Consider the following 18,434-nt stretch of genomic DNA (forward strand, 5'->3'; position numbering starts at 1 on the left):
CGGCGCGGGCCGCGCGGGCGGCGCGGGCCGCGCGGGCGGCGCGGGCCGCGCGGGCCGCGCCGCCCGCGCCACGGGTCCGGCTGCGCCGCGCGGGCCGGTACGGCCGGGGCCGGCCGGGGCCAGACCGGGCGGCAGGGGCCAGGCCGGTACGGCGCAGGCCAGGGCCGGCCGCCCGGGCCTGGCCTGGCCCCGGGCGAAGCCCGCTCCTGCCCGCTCCGGCGCGGGCGGCGCCGCCACGGGTCCGGCCGCGCCGCGCGGGCCGGTACGGCCCGGGCCAGGGCCGGCCGCCCGGGGCCAGGCCTGGCTTGGGCGAAGCCCGCTCGTGCCCGCTCCGGCGCGGGCGGCCCCGCCACGGGTCCGGCCGCCGGGGCCCCGGCCGGTACGGCCGAGGCCAGACCGGGCGGCCGGGGCCGGGCCGGTACGGCGCAGGCAGCGCGGGGCGTCGCAGGTGGCGCGGGGCCGCACGGGGTGGCGCCGCCGCAGGTCCGGCTGCGCCGCGCGGGCCGGTACGGCCGGGGCCGGCCGAGGCCAGGCCAGGCGGCAGGGGCCGGGCCGGTACGGCGCAGGCCAGGGCCGGGCGCCCGGGGCCAGGCCTGGCTTGGGCGAAGCCCGCTCGTGCCCGCTCCGGCGCGGGCGGCCCCGCCACGGGTCCGGCCGCCGGGGCCCCGGCCGGTACGGCCCGGGCCAGGGCCGGCCGCCCGGGCCTGGCCTGGCCCGGGCGAAGCCCGCTCCGGCGCGGACCGGCGCGGCGCGGGTCGGCGCCGCTAAGCGGGCCGGTTGCGGCGGGGGAGGACGCGTGAACCCACCACGCCCGGCGCCAAGGGCGCCGGGGTCGGGGGCTCTCCGGCGCCGGGGGCGGTCGACGGAGCCGACGGGCCCGGGGGCTCCGGGGACGGCGGGGCCGGTTGCGGCCCGGCCGGGGAGGCCGTCGCTGCGGCGGGAGCCCGCCGGGCCCGTACCGAGCCGGAGGCCGGGATCACCAGGCCGTGCACCGGGGCCCCCGGGCCGACGGGATGGGGGCCCGGGCCCGGAGCACCGGCGCCCGGGCCGAAGGCCTCGGGAGCCGGGCCACGGCCGGAGGCCCGGGTGGCCGCGCCCTGCCACGGGGCCTCTGGGCCGGAGGCCTCGGAACCCGGGCCCTGCCCCGGGGTGGGCGGGCCGGAGGCCTGGGGGGCCGGGGCCATGGCCGCCTGGCCCGAGGCCTCGGGAGTCGGGCCCTGCCCCGGGGTGGCCGGGCCGGAGGCCCGCGTGGCCGGGCCGGGCCATGGGTTCTCCGGGGCGGAGGCCTGCATGGCCGGGGTCTGTGCGGGGGTGGCCGGGGTGGAGCCGGGGGGCTGGTCGGTGGTGGGGAAGGAGGGGATCAGGGTGCCCGAGGCCTTGCGGAGGGCGGCCCAGCGGAGTTCCCGGACCCCGCTGACGTGCCACGCCTCCCCGCCCACCGGCTCGGATCCGCCCACCGGCCCGGACCGCCACAGCTGCACCCCCACCGCCACCGGCACGGCGATCCCCACCGTCCACACGACGGCCGCCCCGCCCACCGTCCACCACACCGGCCCGAACCCGGCCAGCGCGCCACTGCCCAGCGGCCCCCCGGCGGCGCCGGCCAGCCCGCCCATCAGGGCCCCGCAGACCAGTCCGCCGAGGGCCGCGGTGAGCGCCGTCTCCCCGTACGAGACCTCGCGCGGGCGGCGTACCGCGAACCAGCCGACCACCAGGCCGGCGACCACCGGCACCGCCATCGCCGCCCAGGTCAGCGGGGTTCCCGGCCCGGCCGAGGGCAAGGCGGCGAGCAGCGGGAAGCGGGGCAGGGCGGGTGAGCCGGCGAAGGCCAGCGGGGTGGCGGTGGCTCCGGCGCCGAGGGCGAAGCCGGGCCCGAGCCCGTAGGCCGCACCCCACACCGCCGCGTTCGGCATCAGCGCGAGCGCCAGCAGCAGGACCGCGAACCGGCCGGACCACACGCCGGTCAGCTGGAGGAAGGACTGCTGGACGGCCATCGCGTGCCAGACCAGCGATCCGCCGACCAGCAGGGCCCCGCCGCCGACCAGGGTGAGCGCCCCCGCGCTGCCGGCGCGCAGCGCCAGCGCGTATCGGGGGCGCGTGAACATCTTCCGCGCGCCCCCCGGGATCAGGGACGGCAGCCAGGAGGGCGAGGCCGCCCACACCCCGGCCGCGGCGGCACCGGCCGCCACCAGCGGCACGTGCCAGGCCGCGCTCAGCGGGTCGGCCGGCATCGGCCCGCCCGCCGCGTAGACCGTGGCGGCGGCGCCCACCATCAGGTATCCGCAGGTCACCGCCGAGAACACGGCGCTGCCCGGCAGCCCGCCGTCCTCCACGGCGAGCCTGGCGGCGCGCCGGATCAGCAGCACCGGGAGCACGGCCAGCAGCAGCGGGGTCAGCCCGACCGGCGCGGGCACCCCGGACAGGGTGTCGTACCTGATCAGCTCGGTGCCGTGGGCGAGGAGCCACAGCCCGGCCGCCACATGGAGCGCACCGCCGGGTCCGCTGTCGGGGTAGGGGGAGCTGATCCACAGCACCATGACGAGCACGGCCAGGGAGCCGAGCCCGAGTCCGGCGGCCACGACGCCGCCCAGTACGCAGGCCGCGGCCGCCGGCGAACGGCGTCGGCCACCGGCCCGCAGGGGCGTCGGCAACGACGTCCCGCGTTCGGTCACTTGGGTCACCCCGCCATGGTCCCAACGACACGCGCTGTGGACGCGTAACAGGCGAATGACCGTGGTGTCGCCCAATATACGGTTATGTACTTTATTGCCCAGACCTGCCGGGGTGTGGCATGACCCAGAGCGTGGACACGGCCGCGGAGCCGGCTGCCCTCCCGTCGCCCAAGGAACGCCGCAGACTGCGCGAATCCGGTGAGCTGACCCATGACGAGGTCGCGGCGGCGGTCGGGGTCACCGCGAGTACGGTCCGGGCCTGGGAGTCCGGCCGGTCGGACCCCCGGGGCCGCAAGCGCGAGGCGTACGCCAAGCTGCTGGCGGACCTCCGCAACCCGCCCGCCGCCGCCCCCGGAGCCGACCCGGGGACCGCGCCGGAGGACGCCCCGGACGCGGCCCCGGATCCCGGTGCGAAGGCGGCCGGCCCGGCGGCCGGTGAGCCGAAGACCCGGAAGGACGGGGCCGCACCCGCCACCGGTACCGGACGGGCCCTCACCAGGGGCGGCGCCCCCCAGCCCGCCCCGACGGCCGGCACCCGCCCCAGGACCGGCGCCAAGCGCCCGCCCTCGCCCCCGGCCGCCGAACCGGCGGCCCGCCCCGCCGCCACCCCCACTCCGGCCCCGGCCCCGGCCCCGGCCGCGACACCGGCCGCGACAGCGGCCCCGTCACCAGCAGCCTCCGCGCAGGTCACGCCCACGCCCCAGCAGCCCACGGCCCAGCAGTCCACGGCCGGGGAACCCCCGAGCGACCAGCAGGCGGCCGGGGCGCAGGCCGCCGACGAGCAGGCGGCCGAGCCGGAGGTGGCGGCGGCGGCCGTCAGCGCCGTACAGGCCTTCGACGCGCTCCACCAGTGGGCGGCCCCGGCCCTGCTCCGCCAGGCCTATCTGCTCACCGGCCACCGCGTGCTCGCCGAGGAGGCCGTGGATCGGGCGTTCCAGCGAGCCTGGGACCGCTGGCCTGAGGTCGCCACCGACCCCGACCCGATCGGCTGGGTGCGGGCGGCGGTGCACGAGTACGCGCTCTCCCCCTGGCACCGGTTCCGCCGCGCCCCCAAGCAGCCCGACCGGCCCCCCGCCGACCCGGCGGACCGCGAGCTGCTGTCCGCGATGCTCGCCCTGTCCCCCGGCCACCGCCGGACGGTCCTGCTCTACGACGGCGTGGGCCTGGACCTGCCCGACACCGCGGCCGAGACCGAGGCCAGCACCCCCACGGCCGGCAACCGGCTGCTGCACGCGCACACGGACCTCGCCGCCCGGCTTCCGGAGCTGGCCGAGGTGCCGCCGGAGCGGCTGTCGGCGGTGCTGCGCGACCGGCTGGGCGCGCTCGTCCCGGCGGTCCGGCTGGAGCCGCGCCCGCCGGCCCAGGTCCGGCGGGCGGGCGAGCGGCGGGGCCGGTTCTGGACCCGCGCGGCCCTGGCCCTGACGGCGGTGATCGCCGCGGCCACCGCGTACACCGCGGTCACCGCCCCGACCCGGTACATCCCGCACGAGGCGCCCGGCTCCAGCGTCTCCGGCGTACCGCCGCTCCCCGGCCCGCAGCGGCTCAGCGAGGAGTCCCGGCAGCTCCGGGAACGGCTCCGGTCCGTCCAGGACGCGGGCCCGGAGCGGCTGGTCCCCCGGACCGGCTGACCCCCGGACGCGCGAACGGGCGTGGCCCGCGACCCCCTCGGGGGTCGCGGGCCACGCCCGTGTTCACCGTGGTGCCGGCGAGATCAGCCGTTCAGGATCTCGCGGGCCAGCTTGGCGGTCTCGGTCGGCGTCTTGCCGACCTTCACGCCGGCGGCCTCCAGGGCTTCCTTCTTGGCCTGTGCGGTGCCGGAAGAGCCGGAGACGATCGCGCCCGCGTGACCCATCGTCTTGCCCTCGGGGGCGGTGAAGCCCGCGACGTAGCCGACGACCGGCTTGGTGACGTTCTTCGCGATGAAGTCCGCCGCACGCTCCTCGGCGTCGCCGCCGATCTCGCCGATCATGACGATGAGCTCGGTCTCCGGGTCGGCCTCGAAGGCCTCCAGGGCGTCGATGTGCGTGGTGCCGATGACCGGGTCGCCACCGATGCCGACGGCGGAGGTGAAGCCGATGTCACGGAGCTCGTACATCATCTGGTAGGTCAGCGTGCCCGACTTGGACACCAGACCGATCTTGCCGGGCTTGGTGATGTCGCCCGGGATGATGCCGGCGTTGGACTGGCCGGGGGTGATCAGACCCGGGCAGTTCGGGCCGATGATCCGCGTCTTGTTGCCCTTGGCGGTGGCGTAGGACCAGAAGGCGGCGGAGTCGTGCACCGCGATGCCCTCGGTGATGACCACGGCGAGCGGGATCTCGGCGTCGATCGCCTCGACCACGGCGGCCTTGGCGAAGGCCGGCGGGACGAAGAGGACGGAGACGTTGGCGCCCGTCTTCTCCATCGCCTCGGCGACCGAGCCGAAGACCGGGACCTCGGTGCCGTCGAAGTCGACGGTGGTGCCGGCCTTGCGCGGGTTCACGCCGCCGACGATGTTGGTGCCGTCAGCCAGCATCAGCTTGGTGTGCTTCATGCCCGTGGCACCGGTCATGCCCTGGACGATGACCTTGCTGTCCTTGTTGAGGAAGATAGCCATGTGAGTCTGTGACCTCTGCCCTTACTTCGCAGCCGCGAGCTCGGCGGCCTTGTCGGCCGCACCGTCCATGGTGTCCACGCGCTGGACCAGCGGGTGGTTGGCGTCCGACAGGATCTTGCGACCCAGCTCGGCGTTGTTGCCGTCGAGACGGACGACGAGCGGCTTGGTGACCTCTTCGCCCTTGTCCTTGAGCAGCTGGAGCGCCTGGACGATGCCGTTGGCGACCTCGTCGCAGGCGGTGATGCCGCCGAAGACGTTGACGAACACGGACTTGACGTCCGGGTCGCCGAGGATGATCTCCAGGCCGTTCGCCATGACGGCGGCGGAGGCGCCACCGCCGATGTCGAGGAAGTTGGCCGGCTTGACGCCGCCGTGGTTCTCGCCCGCGTACGCGACCACGTCGAGGGTGCTCATCACGAGACCCGCGCCGTTGCCGATGATGCCGACCTCGCCGTCGAGCTTGACGTAGTTGAGGCCCTTCTCCTTGGCGGCGGCCTCCAGCGGGTTCGCGGCCGCGTGGTCCACGAACTCCTCGTGGCCGGGCTGCCGGAACTCGGCGTTCTCGTCCAGCGAGACCTTGCCGTCGAGGGCGATGACCTCGCCGGAGGCGACCTTCGCGAGCGGGTTGACCTCGACCAGGAGGGCGTCCTCGGCGATGAAGGTGTCCCACAGGGTCACCAGGACCTCGGCGACCTTCTCGGCGACCTCGGCCGGGAACTTCGCCAGGGCGACGATCTCGCGGGCCTTCTCGATGGTCACGCCCTCGTTGGCGTTCACCGGGACCTTGGCGAGCTTCTCCGGGGTCTCCTCGGCGACCTGCTCGATGTCCATGCCGCCCGCGACCGAGGCCATGGCCAGGAAGGTGCGGTTGGTGCGGTCGAGCAGGTAGGAGACGTAGTACTCCTCGACGATCTCGGGAGCGGTCTCCGCGATCATCACCTTGTGGACCGTGTGGCCCTTGATGTCCATGCCCAGGATGTCCGTCGCGCGGGCGACGGCCTCGTCCGGGGTGGCGGCCAGCTTCACGCCACCGGCCTTGCCGCGGCCACCGACCTTCACCTGCGCCTTGACGACCGACTTGCCGCCCAGCCGCTCGGTGGCCTCGCGAGCCGCCTCAGGCGTGTCGATGACTTCACCGGCCAGCACCGGTACACCGTGCTTGGCGAAGAGGTCCCTCGCCTGGTACTCGAACAGGTCCACGCGCGTCCGTCCCTTGTCTTCAAAGATTCGCAGTGATCGCGGTTGTCTGCGTGGGCGTGCCGCGCGGGCAACGTGACGGCGCTGTCACAAGGGGAGCGCACACGGTGACCGTGGACGCGGCATGTCCGTCCCGCAGGTTATCCCCGTGGGCCGTTGGTCCCTAAATCGCAGATCACACCTGAGCGGTGATACCTGTCACAGATCGCCTCACGGCCGGGGCGCCACTTCGTGCGATCTCACCAACTCATGAATCCCTGAACGCGGACACGGCACGCCTGCGCTGGCTGTCGTGGGAGCGGACCACCAGGAGCCGGTCGGCGCCCGGGACGGCGTACATGGCGCGGATGTCCCCGCGGTCCTCCACCTCCTTCGGGAAGTGCCGGTCGTCGACCTTGCCGCCGCTCTCCAGGTCGAGGCGGTGCAGGTCCTGGCCGTCCACCCGGCGGCCCTTGGTCAGCAGGACGCTGACCCGGTCCCCGGCGGCCGCGACCGCCTCCACCTCCTCGCCCCGGTACCCCCGGGACCACTTCACCTCGCCGGTGGCGAGGTCGAAGGCGGTCAACCGGTCGCGGGCGGCCCCCTGGTGCGGGATGCGGGCGACGGTGACGAGGACGCCCCCGTGCACCACGGCGAGCGCCGCGTCCCGCTCCCCGGTGGCCAGGGTGCCGTGGTCCCCCTCGATGTCGATCCGGGTGGCGGGCCGGCCCGACCGGTCGAAGCCCAGGTAGGCGTGGAGGCCGCGGGCCGCCGGGTCGCCGACCCGGAGCAGCAGCGGATCCGCGGACATCACCCGGTAGCCCGCCCGTGCGCCCGCCCCGGACTCGGCGACCCAGCGCACCCTGCCGTCCGCCGCACCGAAGGCCGCGACCCGAAGCGCCCCCGCCCGCCCGGCGGGCCACGAGGCCCCGGCGGGCCCGGCGGCCGAGGCGGCTCCGGCGACGCCGGGCGCCGGGGCGGCCGGAGCGGGCGGGGCGGCCGGAGCGGGCGGGGCGGCCGGGCATCTCAGGACCGCAGTGACCTGGGTGCCGGCGGCGGCCACGGCGGACGGCTCGCAGCCGGCCGGGACGGGCGCGAGCCAGCGCCGCTCACCGGTCCTCGGGTCCAGGCCCCGCAGCACCTCCCGGCCGGAGGCCCGGTCGAGCACCACCGCGACACCGGCCCCGGCGGCCACCGACCCGGCCTCCCGGACCGGGGCCACCGGGGTGCTCCACAGCTCCCGGCCGTCGGACAGATCGACCCCGGCCGCACGGGCCGGCACCTTCCCGGGATCGCGGGGATCGAAGCCCGCCCCGGCGAGCAGCAACACGGCCACCCCGCCCTCCGCCCGGCTGGACACGGTGGCTATCCGCTCGCTCCCCGGCACCCGGTACAGCCAGCGCCTCCTGCCGTCGGCCAGGGCGAACCCGGCCACCTCGTCGTACCGGGCCCGGACCAGCGTGTCCCCGGCCAGCCAGGAGCCGTTGCCGTACGGAGCCCCCGTCCGGTCGTACGGCGCCTGCCACACCACCCGGACGCTCTGACCGGGGAAGTAGCCGAGCAGCGCGGCGCATCCGGCCCCGAGGCCGCCGATCAGCGCGGCCACCACCAGTCCCAGGACCGCCCCGGTCCGCCAGGCCCGCGCCCTGCCGGTCGTCACCGCCATCAACTGCTCCCCCCGTGGCCACATTTGATCGATCCGTCAGGCTACGGGAAGCTCTCTCCGCTCGATCGCGGCCGCCAGCACCTCCGGGAACCGGTCGGGGGTGCAGGCGAAGGCGGGCGCCCCGAGGGCGGCCAGGGCGGCCGCGTGCTCCCGGTCGTAGGAGGGGGCTCCCTCGTCGGAGAGCGCGAGCAGGGCCACGAACCGCACCCCGGAGGCCTGCATCGCCGCGACCCGTCGGAGCATCTCGTCGCGGATGCCGCCCTCGTAGAGATCGCTGATCAGGACCACGACGGTGTCCGCGGGCCGGGTGATCTTCGTCTGGCAGTAGGCGAGGGCGCGGTTGATGTCGGTGCCGCCGCCCAGCCGGGTGCCGAAGAGCACGTCCACCGGATCCTCCAGCCGGTCCGTCAGGTCCACCACCGAGGTGTCGAAGACGACCAGCCGGGTGGCGAGCGACCGCATGGAGGCGAGCACCGCGCCGAACACCGAGGCGTAGACCAAGGAGGCGGCCATCGAACCCGACTGGTCGATGCAGAGGACCACCTCCTTGCGCACCGCCCGGCCGGCCCGGCCGTAGCCGACCAGCCGCTCGGGGACGACGGTGCGGTGCTCGGGCAGGTAGTTCCTCAGGTTGGCCCGGAGGGTGCGGTCCCAGTCGATGTCCCGGTGCCGGGGCCGGCTGATCCGCGCCGACCGGTCCAGGGCTCCCGTGAGGGTGGTGCGGGTGCGGCTGGCGAGCCGCCGCTCCAGCTGCTCGACCACCCGGCGCACCACGGCCCGGGCGGTCTCCCGGGTGGTCTCCGGGATCGCCTTGCCGAGCGAGAGCAGGGTGCCGACCAGGTGCACGTCCGGTTCCACGGCCTCCAGCATCTCCGGCTCCAGCAGCAGGGCGGACAGTCCGAGCCGGTCGATGGCGTCGCGCTGCATCACCTGGACCACCGGGGCGGGGAAGTAGCCGCGGATGTCACCGAGCCAGCGGGCCACCGAGGGGGCCGAGGCGCCCAGTCCCGCCGACCGCTCCCCCGGCCGGCCGGCCGGGCCGCCGGGCGCGCCGTCATAGAGCGCGGCCAGCGCCGCGTCCATGCCCGCGTCCCGGCCGGTCAGGGCGCGGCCGGTGCCGTCCGCCTCCCCTCCGCCGAGGACCAGCCGCCACCTCCGCAGCCGCTCCCCGTCCCCGCCCGCCGTGCGATCCTCGCGATCCGTGCGGTCCGTCGTGGCCGTCATCGGTGCCTCCCCCTGTGTGGCTCGTGGCTCGTGGCTCGTGTGGTGTGTGGTGCGGTCAGCCGGTCGCGCCGAGGAGCAGCCGGACCAGCGGGACCACGGCGGCCGCCCGGGCCTCGTCCAGTTCCGGGCCGAAGCCCTCCGGGGCCTCGCCGGAGCCGGGGCCGGGCCGGCCGCGGCCGGGCCCCCGCCGGACCAGCTCGCCCAGCGAGCGCCGCGCCCCCGGCTCGTATCCGCCGAACGTCCGCCGCAGCAGCGGGAGGACGTCCTCGAAGGCGCTCGCCGGTATGCCCGTGAGCCAGTCGTCGATCAGACCGAGCAGCCGGTCGTCGTGCAGCAGCAGGGTGCCGCCGCCGGTGCCGCCGGCGAAGCCCTCGATCCAGCCGGCCGCGGCGGCGGGACCCGCCGCCGGGGAGAGCGCCAGGCCCATCAGCCGGGCGGTGTCCCCGGGGGTCAGCCGGCCCTCGTCCAGCAGCAGCCGGGCCGCCCGGCCGCGGATCTGCCCGGGGACCCGCTCCCGGCCGGCCAGGGTGCGCAGCACCCCCGCCCAGCGCTCCCCCAGGGCCGGGCCCCCGTCACCGTCGTCCAGCAGGGCGACCGCCCCGTGCACGGCGTCCAGATGGCCGCGCAGTTCGGCCGCGGCCTCGCCGTCGAGTCCGGCCGAGCAGGCGGGCGGCAGGGCCACGCAGATCCGTTCGGCGATTCCCTTCGCGACGGTGCCGAGCGCGGCCGTGTCGGTGCCGCGGACGTCCCCGTACCGCAGGGAACGGGCCAGTGCGGGCAAGGCCTTGGCCAGCCGGGCCACGTCGGTGTCCAGGGCGGCCCGGTCGGCGAGGGCCCGCAGCACGGCGGGCAGGGCCTCGGACAGCCCGGCCAGCAGGCAGTGTTCGGCGAGGGCGGTGACCTCGCCGAGTTCCCCGGCGGCGGCCGCGTCCGACTCCGCCCTGGCGGTGGCGGCGGCCGGGACGGTGTTGCCCCAGACGGCGGCCTCGGCCACCCGCACCGACAGTTCGGGCTCCCAGCACAGCCGCCAGGTCTCCCGGAAGGTGCCGGTGCCGCCCCGGGAGGCGGTCGGTGTGCCCCAGCCGATGCCGAGCAGCCGCAGCCGGTGCAGCAGCAGGCTCCTGGCCGCGTCGGTGTCCTTGCGGAGGTCCAGCTCCAGTTCCCGCTCGCGGGCCTCCGGTTTGAGCCGCAGGGAGCGCTGGAGGCGGTTGAGGTCGCGCTGGAGCGGGACGGTGGGCGCGCTCTCGGGGACCTCGCCGAGGACCTCGCCGACCACCAGCCGGTCCTCGATCAGGCCCAGCGGGACGTCGGAGCCGTCGCACATCACGGCCCGGGCGGCCTCCAGGGTCTCGGCGAGGCCGGCCAGCGGTCGGCCCCGGATCGCGGCCAGGGTCCCGGCGAGCCGGACCGCCTCGATCACATGGGCCGGGGAGACCGGCTTGTCGGCCTCCCTCAGCAGTCTGGCGATCCTGGTGAGCCAGCGCTCCACGGGCCGGTCGGGGGCGTCGAAGAGATGGGCGTACCAGCCGGGCGAGGTGATGCCCGCCCCGTATCCGCCGGCCCGGGCCAGCCTGCGGTGGGTCCAGGGGACCCAGGCGGTCTCCACCTTCGTCCGGGGCAGTCCGGAGAGCAGGGCCCGGTCGGCGGCCGCGGTGGTCCGGGCGCGCAGCGCGGGGACGTGCCAGGCCCCGCAGACCACGGCGATCCCGGTGCCGAACTCCCGGGTGGCGGCCCGGAGCCTCTGCCGCATGTGGGCCTCGCGGAGCAGGTCGCGGGGCCGGCCGCCGTCCCCGTGGGCCTCGCGGAGGGCCGTCATCGCCTCGGCGATCGCCTCGAAGGGGGCCAGCGGGTCGGCGGGGCCGGTGCCCCGGTGCTCGACCACGTCCTCCCACCAGCGTTCGGGGTCCTCGTATCCGGCGGTCCCGGCCAGGACGGCGAGCGGGTCCAGCCGCACCGGGGCGGTTCCGCCCGGGCCGTCGGGTCCCTCGTCGGGCCCTGCCGGGCCGGCCTGCGGCTCCTCGGCCAGGGTGTGGGCGGCGGGCAGGTCGATGAAGCGGACCGGGACCCCGGCCCCGACCGCCCAGCGGATCGCCACCCATTCGGGGGAGAACGCGGCGAGCGGCCAGAACGCGGCCCGGCCCGGGTCGGCGGCGGCGTGGGCGAGCAGGGCGACCGGCGGGCGCAGTCCGGGGTCGGCGGCCGTGGGGATCAGGGCGTCCGCTTCGGGCGGGCCCTCGATGAGGACGGCGGCCGGGCGGGCGGCGTCCAGGGCGGCGCGGACGGCGCGGGCCGAGCCGGGTCCGTGGTGGCGGACCCCGAGGAGCAGCGGTCCGCCGGGCGGCGCGGTCATGCGCTCACCTCGCGGCAGGCGCGGTAGAAGTCCTTCCAGCCCTCCCGCTCCCGGACGACGGTCTCCAGATACTCCTGCCAGACGACCCGGTCGGCGGCCGGGTCGCGGACCACGGACCCGAGCAGTCCGGCGGCCACGTCGGAGGGCCGCAGGACCCCGTCGCCGAAGTGCGCGGCGAGCGCGAGTCCGCCGGTGACCACGGAGATGGCCTCGGCGGTGGACAGGGTGCCGCTGGGCGACTTGACCTTGGTCCGGCCGTCGTCGGTGACGCCCTCGCGGAGCTCCCGGAAGACGGTGACCACCCGGCGGATCTCGTCCAGGCCCTCGGGGGCGGCGGGCAGCTCCAGGGCGCGGCCGAGCTGTTCGACCCGGCGGGCCACGATGTCGACCTCGGCCTCGGCGGTGGCGGGCAGCGGCAGGACCACGGTGTTGAAGCGGCGGCGCAGCGCGCTGGAGAGTTCGTTGACCCCGCGGTCCCGGTCGTTGGCGGTGGCGATCAGGTTGAACCCGCGGACCGCCTGCACCTCCGAGCCCAGTTCGGGGATGGGCAGGGTCTTCTCGGACAGGACGGTGATCAGGGTGTCCTGGACGTCGGCCGGGATCCGGGTCAGTTCCTCGATCCGGGCGGTCATGCCCTGGGCCATGGCCCGCATCACGGGGCCGGGCACCAGGGCCTCCCGGTCCGGGCCGTGGGCGAGCAGCCGGGCGTAGTTCCAGCCGTACCGGATGGCTTCCTCGGGGGTGCCGGCGGTGCCCTGGACGAGCAGGGTGGAGTCCCCGCTGACGGCGGCGGCGAGGTGTTCGGAGACCCAGGTCTTGGCGGTGCCGGGGACGCCGAGCAGGAGGAGGGCGCGGTCGGTGGCGAGGGTGGTGACGGCGACCTCGACGATCCGGCGGGGGCCGACGTACTTCGGGGTGATGGCGGTGCCGTCGTCGAGGGTGCCGCCGAGCAGATAGGTGGAGACGGCCCACGGGGACAGCTTCCAGCGGGGCGGCCGGGGCCGGTCGTCCTGGGCGGCCAGGGCTTTCAGTTCATGGGCGAAGGCGTCCTCGGCGTGCGGGCGCAGCGGTTCGGTCCCGGTGCCGTTCTCGGTCGTGCTCATGGGTCCCCCTCCGGACTCGGCAGCCCGGTCCGGCTGCTGTCTCCCACCGTGCACCACCCCACTGACAACAGCCGCTGCTGTGGGTGTCGTTGCTGGTCAGAGCGATTGTCAGTGGGGATCCCTACGGTGGTTCCCATGACTGAGCAGGGGGTCCGCTGGACGGCGGAACAGGTACTGGCTCTGGCTCCTGACGAGGCGTCACGCAAGGCGGGGGGCAGGCTCGGCGCGGCGGCTCCGTGGTCCCGGACCGGAGCTTCCGCTTCCGGTTCTTTGTGGGGGTGGTGCGAGGGCAGCGGGAGCACTCCGTACCGGACGGTGGTGGACCTGACCGGGCCGGCGTACTCCTGCTCCTGCCCGAGCCGGAAGTTCCCCTGCAAGCACGCCCTGGGGCTGCTGCTGCTCTGGGCCGCCGAGGGGCTGGGGGAGCCCGCCGGGGTGCCGGACTGGGCGGAGCAGTGGCTGGCCGGCCGGGCCGAGCGGGCGGCCGCGGCGGCGGCCCCCGCGCCGGCCGTCGCCGACCCGGAGGCGGCCCGGAAGCGGGCCGAGCGGCGGGCCGCCCGGATCGGCGCCGGGGTCTCGGAACTGGAGCGCCGGCTGGCCGACCTGCTGCGCGGCGGCCTGGCCGGCCAGGAGCAGTCGGGATACGCCCCCTGGGAGGAGACCGCGGCCCGGATGGTCGACGCCCAGGCCCCCGGACTGGCCGCCCGGGTGCGCGAGTTGGGGACCATCCCCAGTTCCGGTCCGGGCTGGCCGGGCCGGATGCTGGAGGAGTGCGCGCTGCTCCACCTGCTGGACCGGGCCTGGCTGGGGGTGGCCGACCTGCCCGCCCCGCTCGCCGCCACCGTCCGCACCCGGGTGGGCCTCCCGGCGGCCGCGGAGGGGACGGCCACGGCGGGGGCGGCCGGGGCCGCGGGGGCGGCCACGGTCCGGGACCACTGGCTGGTCCTCGCCCAGTACGACACGGCCGCCGCCGACGGCCGGCTGACCACCCGGCGGATCTGGCTGCGCGGCCTGGAGAGCGGACGGACCGCTCTGGTACTGGACTACGGCCCGCCCGGCAGGCCGCCCCGGCTGGCCCTGCCGGTCGGGCTGGCGGTGGCGGCGGAGGCCCGGTTCCGGCCCGGGTCGGCGGGACTGCGGGCCGACCTCGGGGAGCGGTCCGCAGCCCCGGCCCCGCAGGCCGGACCGCCGCCCGGGGTGAGCGCGGGCACCGCCCTCGACGGGTACGGCGCGGCCCTGCGCGAGGACCCCTGGCTGGAGTCCTGGCCGGTGGTGCTGGGTCCGGTGGTGCCGGTCCCGGGCGAACCGGGCTGGCAGCTGGCCGACGCCGACGGCCGGGACGCCCTGCCCGTGCGCCTCGCCGGGGGGCGGGAGCGATCGGGCCTGTGGCGGCTGGCCGCACTGTCCGGGGGCGGGCCGGTGACGGTGTTCGGGGAGTGCGGTCACCGGGGGTTCGTGCCGTTGACGGCCTGGCAGGAGGGGAGGGGGGAACCGGTATCGCTGGCGTGAGCGAGGACAACCACGCGACCTGAGGACCGAGGGGCTCCGCCCCGGTCCCGCGGAGGGGGCGGGACCGGGGCGGCACCGGCGACAGTGGGAGGGGAACCCATGAACGACCCGGAGGAACGGCACGGGACGGACGAATGGCGGGACTGGGAGGGACTGGTCGGCGCCGCGCTGCTGGGCACCGACCGCAGACGCGGCGGCGGCCCGGGGGAACTGCTCGCCGAGGCCGCGGTGCGGACGGTGCGGCGGCGGGCCGGACTGCGGCCGGCCGTGGCGGGGGCCCGGCCGGAGCCGGCCGGGGCCGACCCCCGGCCGGAGCCGCCCGAGCCGGCCCGGCTCCGGCTGGCCCAGCTGCTGGCCGGCCGGGGCGGGGCGGGGGCCCGGCGGGGTTCGGCCCCCGATCTGACCGAGTTGCTGCCCCAGTGGCTGGCCGCCGCGGGCCGGCACGGCTACCGGGCCCCGGCCGCCCTGCTGCCCGCGCTGCTGGACGCGGCCCGGGCCCGTACCGATCTGCGGCCGCAGGCGCTGGCCCTGGCCGGGCCCCGGGGGCGCTGGCTGGCCCGGCTCAACCCGGACTGGCGGTTCGCGCTGCGCGGCGGGGCCGGCGGCCCGGAGCTGCCCGACCCCGGGGACCGGGCGGCGGTCTACCTCCTCTGGGAGGAGGGCCTGTTCGCCGAGCGGGTGGCCCTGCTGACCACCGTCCGGGCGGCGGACCCGGGAGCCGCCGCCGACCTGCTGGCGGCCACCTGGCCGGCCGAACGGGCCGAGGACCGGCTGCTGTTCCTGGACTCGCTGCGGGCGGGGCTCTCCGAGCGCGACGAGCCGTTCCTGGAGAAGGCGCTGGGAGACCGCAGCCGCAATGTGCGGGCGCTGGCCGCGGAACTCCTGTCGGCGCTGCCCCGGTCCGCGCTGGCCGGCCGGATGGCGGAGCGGGCCCTGGCCTGCGTGGGCCCGGAAGGGGTGGTCCCGCCGGCGGTCTGCGACGCGGAGATGGAACGGGACGGGGTGATCAGGCGCCCGCCGGCCGGTCGGGGCGAACGCGCCTGGTGGCTCGGCCAGTTGGTGGAGGCGGCCCCGCTGCACCGCTGGTCCGGGCGGTTCGGCGGCCTGGGTCCGGCGGAGATCGTGGCGGCACCGGTGGCCGAGGGCTGGGCGGAGGAACTGCATGCCGCCTGGTGCCGGGCGGCCGTCCGGCAGCGGGATCCGGCCTGGTCCCGGGCCCTGCTGGGCGCACCCGCCGACCCCCCGGCGGCCGGCCCCGGCACCGCCTCGCTGGCCGAGCGGGCCAAGCTGCTGGAGACCCTGGAGGAAGGGGAACGCGCCTCCTGGGTGGCGGGGTTCATACGGGCGCACGGACTGTCGGAGGCCTTCCAGCTGCTCGGGGTCTGCTCGGTCCCCTGGGCCGGGGAGCTGGGCCGGGCGGTGGTCGACGCGCTGGAGCGGGCCCGGGAGGCGGGCGGCTATCCGTGGAGCTTCAGCGGAGTGATGGGACTCGCGGAGCGCTGCCTGGACCCGGCGGAGGCCGGCCGGCTGGAGGCGGCCCTGCCGCCCGCCCCCGAGGACCCGGCGGCGGGCGGCGCGGAGGCGTACTGGTCGGAGGCCTTCCAGCGGCTGCTGGCCACACTCCGGCTCCGCGCCGCCATGTTCTCCGAACTGGCCCCACCGGGACCGTGATCCGCGCCCTGCCGCACCCGGACGGGCGGGGCGGCGGCGGCCGTGCGAAGATCCCCGGCCATGGACACGCGAGACGGCACGGGAGCAGTCGGCGGTACGGGGGCGGGGGGCGGGGAGGAACGGCCGGTGGCGCTGGTCACCGGGTCCGCCTCGGGGATCGGGGAGGCGGTGGCCCGCCGGCTGGCGGCGGACGGGATGCGGGTCGTCGTGCACTCCCGGCAGAGCACCGCGGCCGGGGAGGCCCTGGCGGCCGAGCTCGGCGGGACCTATCTGCGGGCGGACCTGGCGGTGGAGGAGGAGGCCCGCGGACTGGTCGAAGCCGCGCTCGCCCGCTTCGGGCGGCTGGACGTCCTGGTGAACAACGCGGGCATCAGCCGGCCCATCCCGCACGAGGACCTGGCTGCGGCCACCCCGGCCGCCTGGCGGGAACTGCTGGAGGTCAACCTGATCGCCCCCTGGGTGCTCTGCACCGCCGCCCTGCCCGCGCTGCGCCGGGCACCGGCCGGCGGCAGCATCGTGAACATCACCAGCCATGCCGGAGTGCGCCCCAAGGGATCCTCCGTCCCCTACGCGGCGAGCAAGGCCGCCCTGAACCACGTGACCCGGCTGCTCGCGGCCGCGCTGGGCCCCGAGGTGCGGGTCAACGCGGTCGCGCCCGGGCTGGTGGACACCCCCATGACCAAGGACTGGACGGCGGTCCACGCCCTGTGGCGGGACCGGGCGCCGATGCGCCGCCCGGCCCGGCCCGCCGATGTGGCCGACCTGGTGGCCTCGGTGATCGCCAACGGCTACCTGACCGGCGAGGTCATCATCCTCGACGGCGGGCTGAACCTGACCTGATCAGGCCCGGCAGGCCTGATCAGGCCTGCCGGACATGGGCGTTGACCCAGTCCACGATGGCGGTGGTGGTGGCGCCGGGGGTGAAGATCTCGGCGACGCCCTTCTCCTTCAGCGGGGCGATGTCGTCCTCCGGGATGATCCCGCCGCCGAAGACCTTGATGTCCTCCGCGTCCCGCTCCTTCAGGAGCTCCAGCACCTTGGCGAACAGGGTGTTGTGGGCGCCCGAGAGGATGGACAGCCCGATGGCGTCGGCGTCCTCCTGGATGGCGGTGTCCACGATCTGTTCGGGGGTCTGGTGCAGGCCCGTGTAGATGACCTCCATGCCCGCGTCGCGCAGCGCACGCGCGATCACCTTCGCGCCGCGGTCGTGGCCGTCGAGACCCGGCTTCGCCACCACCACACGGATCGGACCGGTCACACCCATCGCACTGCCTCCCGAGTGAACGAACGTTAAGTACAGCATCCCGCACGACACCGTTTCGCGGTCAACCAGGAGGGGGAAATCACAGAGCAGGCACCGTACGGGGTGCAGCGCCACCGTGCCGACAGCCGCCCGGCACGGTGGAGCTGTCGGCGCATCGCGGGGAGGGCTTCTCATGGGGCTCTCCTTCCCGCACGCCCTCGCCCTCCCGGTGTCCGGTGCCGCGCTGCGGGCCGCCGCGCTGGAACTGCTGGTGCTGGCCGGCCATCTGCTGCTCTACCCCACCGGGATCCGGCAGGAGGCAGTGACCCCACCGGAGCCGGAACCGGACCGCGCCACCGGGGCATCCCGGACCCGGACACCCGCCCTGCTGCTGCACGGGTTCGCGGACAACCGGTCGGTGTTCGTCCTGCTGCGGCGCGCCCTGGCCGGACCCGGCGGGCGCCGGGTGGAGACGCACAACTACTCCCCGATGACCCTGGATCTGCGGGCGGCCGCCCGGGACCTGGGCCGGCGGGTCGAGGAGCTGTGCGCCCGCACCGGCCGGGACCGGATCGATCTGGTGGGGCACAGCCTCGGCGGTCTGATCGCCCGCTACTACGTGCAGCGCCTCGGCGGGGACTCCCGGGTGCGGATCCTGGTCACCCTCGGCACCCCGCACTCGGGCACCACCGTCGCCCCGTTCATGGACGCGCACCCGGTGGTCCGGCAGCTGCGTCCGGAGTCGGCGGTGCTGGCGGAGCTCCGGGCTCCCGCTCCCGGCTGCCGGACCCGGTTCGTCGCCTTCTGGAGCGAGTTCGACCGGATCACCGCGCCGGCCGCCTCGGCCCGTCTCGACCATCCGGATCTGATCGTGGAGAACGTGCAGGTCACCGGTATCGGGCACCTGGCCATGCCGGCCCATCCCACGGTGATCGCAGCGGTCCGCCGGGCCCTGGACGGACCCCTCCGGGCCCCCTCCGAGGCACGGAAGCCGGCCTCCGGAACCGCCTCCGGATCCACCTCCGTCGCCTGAACCACGGGCCACCGAGAGTCGAACGGATTTCGAACTCAAGGCCAAGGGTCTCCCTCCGGCCGACCGAAAGGCGGCCGAATGCCCGGTTCCTGAGGGGACGGAAGCCGTCGAAGATTGTCGTCGCTGGTGACCGCCGGGTACAGTCACGCCACTGCTCTCCTCCGGGGTCTCAAACCCCCGGCCACCCAGGC

General features: G+C 76.5%; 13 protein-coding genes. 5 read left to right on the plus strand and 8 right to left on the minus strand.

The features are described 5' to 3' along the window. Window positions 1-764: 764 nt before the first annotated feature. Window positions 765-2,681, minus strand: a complete 1,917-nt coding sequence (locus ACZ50K_RS24370; RefSeq protein WP_468906690.1) for a cell division protein PerM — start codon at window positions 2,679-2,681, stop codon at window positions 765-767. Window positions 2,682-2,791: 110 nt separating this feature from the next. Between ACZ50K_RS24370 and ACZ50K_RS24375 the strand changes: the two genes are divergently transcribed. After that, on the plus strand, window positions 2,792-4,300 hold the full coding sequence (locus tag ACZ50K_RS24375; RefSeq protein WP_468906693.1) for a helix-turn-helix domain-containing protein: 1,509 nt from the start codon (window positions 2,792-2,794) through the stop codon (window positions 4,298-4,300). 83 nt (window positions 4,301-4,383) lie between these two features. Here ACZ50K_RS24375 and sucD read toward each other — a convergent pair whose 3' ends face one another. The 6 genes from sucD to ACZ50K_RS24405 form a co-directional block, all read right to left on the minus strand. Further along, complete coding sequence (gene sucD, locus ACZ50K_RS24380; RefSeq protein ID WP_468906695.1) at window positions 4,384-5,268, minus strand: succinate--CoA ligase subunit alpha; 885 nt, start codon at window positions 5,266-5,268, stop codon at window positions 4,384-4,386. Between the two features lie 21 nt (window positions 5,269-5,289). After that, window positions 5,290-6,468, minus strand: a complete 1,179-nt coding sequence (gene sucC / locus ACZ50K_RS24385) for an ADP-forming succinate--CoA ligase subunit beta (protein WP_468906698.1) — start codon at window positions 6,466-6,468, stop codon at window positions 5,290-5,292. A 244-nt stretch (window positions 6,469-6,712) separates the two neighbouring features. Further along, entirely contained in the window at window positions 6,713-8,110 is a 1,398-nt protein-coding gene (locus ACZ50K_RS24390; RefSeq protein WP_468906700.1) for an outer membrane protein assembly factor BamB family protein, read from the minus strand. A 36-nt stretch (window positions 8,111-8,146) separates the two neighbouring features. Further along, entirely contained in the window at window positions 8,147-9,334 is a 1,188-nt protein-coding gene (locus ACZ50K_RS24395) for a vWA domain-containing protein (RefSeq protein ID WP_468906702.1), read from the minus strand. Between the two features lie 55 nt (window positions 9,335-9,389). Beyond that, window positions 9,390-11,684, minus strand: coding sequence for a DUF5682 family protein (locus ACZ50K_RS24400; RefSeq protein ID WP_468906705.1), 2,295 nt, complete (start codon window positions 11,682-11,684; stop codon window positions 9,390-9,392). Continuing rightward, window positions 11,681-12,787 (minus strand): ATP-binding protein, encoded by a 1,107-nt coding sequence (locus ACZ50K_RS24405; RefSeq protein ID WP_468906708.1) that lies wholly within the window; start codon window positions 12,785-12,787, stop codon window positions 11,681-11,683. The genes ACZ50K_RS24400 and ACZ50K_RS24405 overlap by 4 nt, the downstream gene beginning before the upstream one ends. 135 nt (window positions 12,788-12,922) lie before the next feature. On the opposite strand from ACZ50K_RS24405, the gene ACZ50K_RS24410 reads away from it, so the two are divergent. From ACZ50K_RS24410 to ACZ50K_RS24420, 3 genes are all read left to right on the plus strand, one after another. Continuing rightward, window positions 12,923-14,296 carry an SWIM zinc finger family protein gene (locus ACZ50K_RS24410; protein WP_468906710.1) on the plus strand — a complete coding sequence of 458 codons (1,374 nt, stop codon included), beginning with the start codon at window positions 12,923-12,925 and terminating at the stop codon, window positions 14,294-14,296. A 99-nt stretch (window positions 14,297-14,395) separates the two neighbouring features. Beyond that, the gene (locus ACZ50K_RS24415; protein ID WP_468906713.1) at window positions 14,396-15,967 is read left to right on the plus strand and encodes a DUF5691 domain-containing protein; all 1,572 of its coding nucleotides are present in this window, start codon (window positions 14,396-14,398) and stop codon (window positions 15,965-15,967) included. Window positions 15,968-16,027: 60 nt separating this feature from the next. After that, entirely contained in the window at window positions 16,028-16,807 is a 780-nt protein-coding gene (locus tag ACZ50K_RS24420; RefSeq protein ID WP_468906715.1) for an SDR family NAD(P)-dependent oxidoreductase, read from the plus strand. A gap of 19 nt (window positions 16,808-16,826) precedes the next feature. Here ACZ50K_RS24420 and ACZ50K_RS24425 read toward each other — a convergent pair whose 3' ends face one another. Beyond that, window positions 16,827-17,231 carry a cobalamin B12-binding domain-containing protein gene (locus ACZ50K_RS24425; RefSeq protein WP_468906716.1) on the minus strand — a complete coding sequence of 135 codons (405 nt, stop codon included), beginning with the start codon at window positions 17,229-17,231 and terminating at the stop codon, window positions 16,827-16,829. 172 nt (window positions 17,232-17,403) lie between these two features. Between ACZ50K_RS24425 and ACZ50K_RS24430 the strand changes: the two genes are divergently transcribed. Further along, window positions 17,404-18,243: an esterase/lipase family protein gene (locus ACZ50K_RS24430; protein ID WP_468906718.1), complete on the plus strand. Its 840-nt coding sequence runs from the start codon at window positions 17,404-17,406 to the stop codon at window positions 18,241-18,243. Window positions 18,244-18,434 lie beyond the last annotated feature (191 nt).

It is taken from the genome of Streptomyces sp. NPDC033845 (assembly GCF_055576225.1).

Excerpts from the sequence above, each read along its gene's own strand:
- ACZ50K_RS24410 (WP_468906710.1), top strand. The coding sequence starts at position 12,923 with ATGACTGAGCAGGGGGTCCGCTGGACGGCGGAACAGGTACTGGCTCTG.
- sucD (WP_468906695.1), bottom strand. The coding sequence starts at position 5,268 with ATGGCTATCTTCCTCAACAAGGACAGCAAGGTCATCGTCCAGGGCATG.
- ACZ50K_RS24415 (WP_468906713.1), top strand. The coding sequence starts at position 14,396 with ATGAACGACCCGGAGGAACGGCACGGGACGGACGAATGGCGGGACTGG.
- ACZ50K_RS24395 (WP_468906702.1), bottom strand. The coding sequence starts at position 9,334 with ATGACGGCCACGACGGACCGCACGGATCGCGAGGATCGCACGGCGGGC.
- ACZ50K_RS24375 (WP_468906693.1), top strand. The coding sequence starts at position 2,792 with ATGACCCAGAGCGTGGACACGGCCGCGGAGCCGGCTGCCCTCCCGTCG.
- ACZ50K_RS24420 (WP_468906715.1), top strand. The coding sequence starts at position 16,028 with ATGGACACGCGAGACGGCACGGGAGCAGTCGGCGGTACGGGGGCGGGG.
- ACZ50K_RS24390 (WP_468906700.1), bottom strand. The coding sequence starts at position 8,110 with ATGGCGGTGACGACCGGCAGGGCGCGGGCCTGGCGGACCGGGGCGGTC.
- ACZ50K_RS24405 (WP_468906708.1), bottom strand. The coding sequence starts at position 12,787 with ATGAGCACGACCGAGAACGGCACCGGGACCGAACCGCTGCGCCCGCAC.
- ACZ50K_RS24425 (WP_468906716.1), bottom strand. The coding sequence starts at position 17,231 with ATGGGTGTGACCGGTCCGATCCGTGTGGTGGTGGCGAAGCCGGGTCTC.
- ACZ50K_RS24400 (WP_468906705.1), bottom strand. The coding sequence starts at position 11,684 with ATGACCGCGCCGCCCGGCGGACCGCTGCTCCTCGGGGTCCGCCACCAC.
- ACZ50K_RS24430 (WP_468906718.1), top strand. The coding sequence starts at position 17,404 with ATGGGGCTCTCCTTCCCGCACGCCCTCGCCCTCCCGGTGTCCGGTGCC.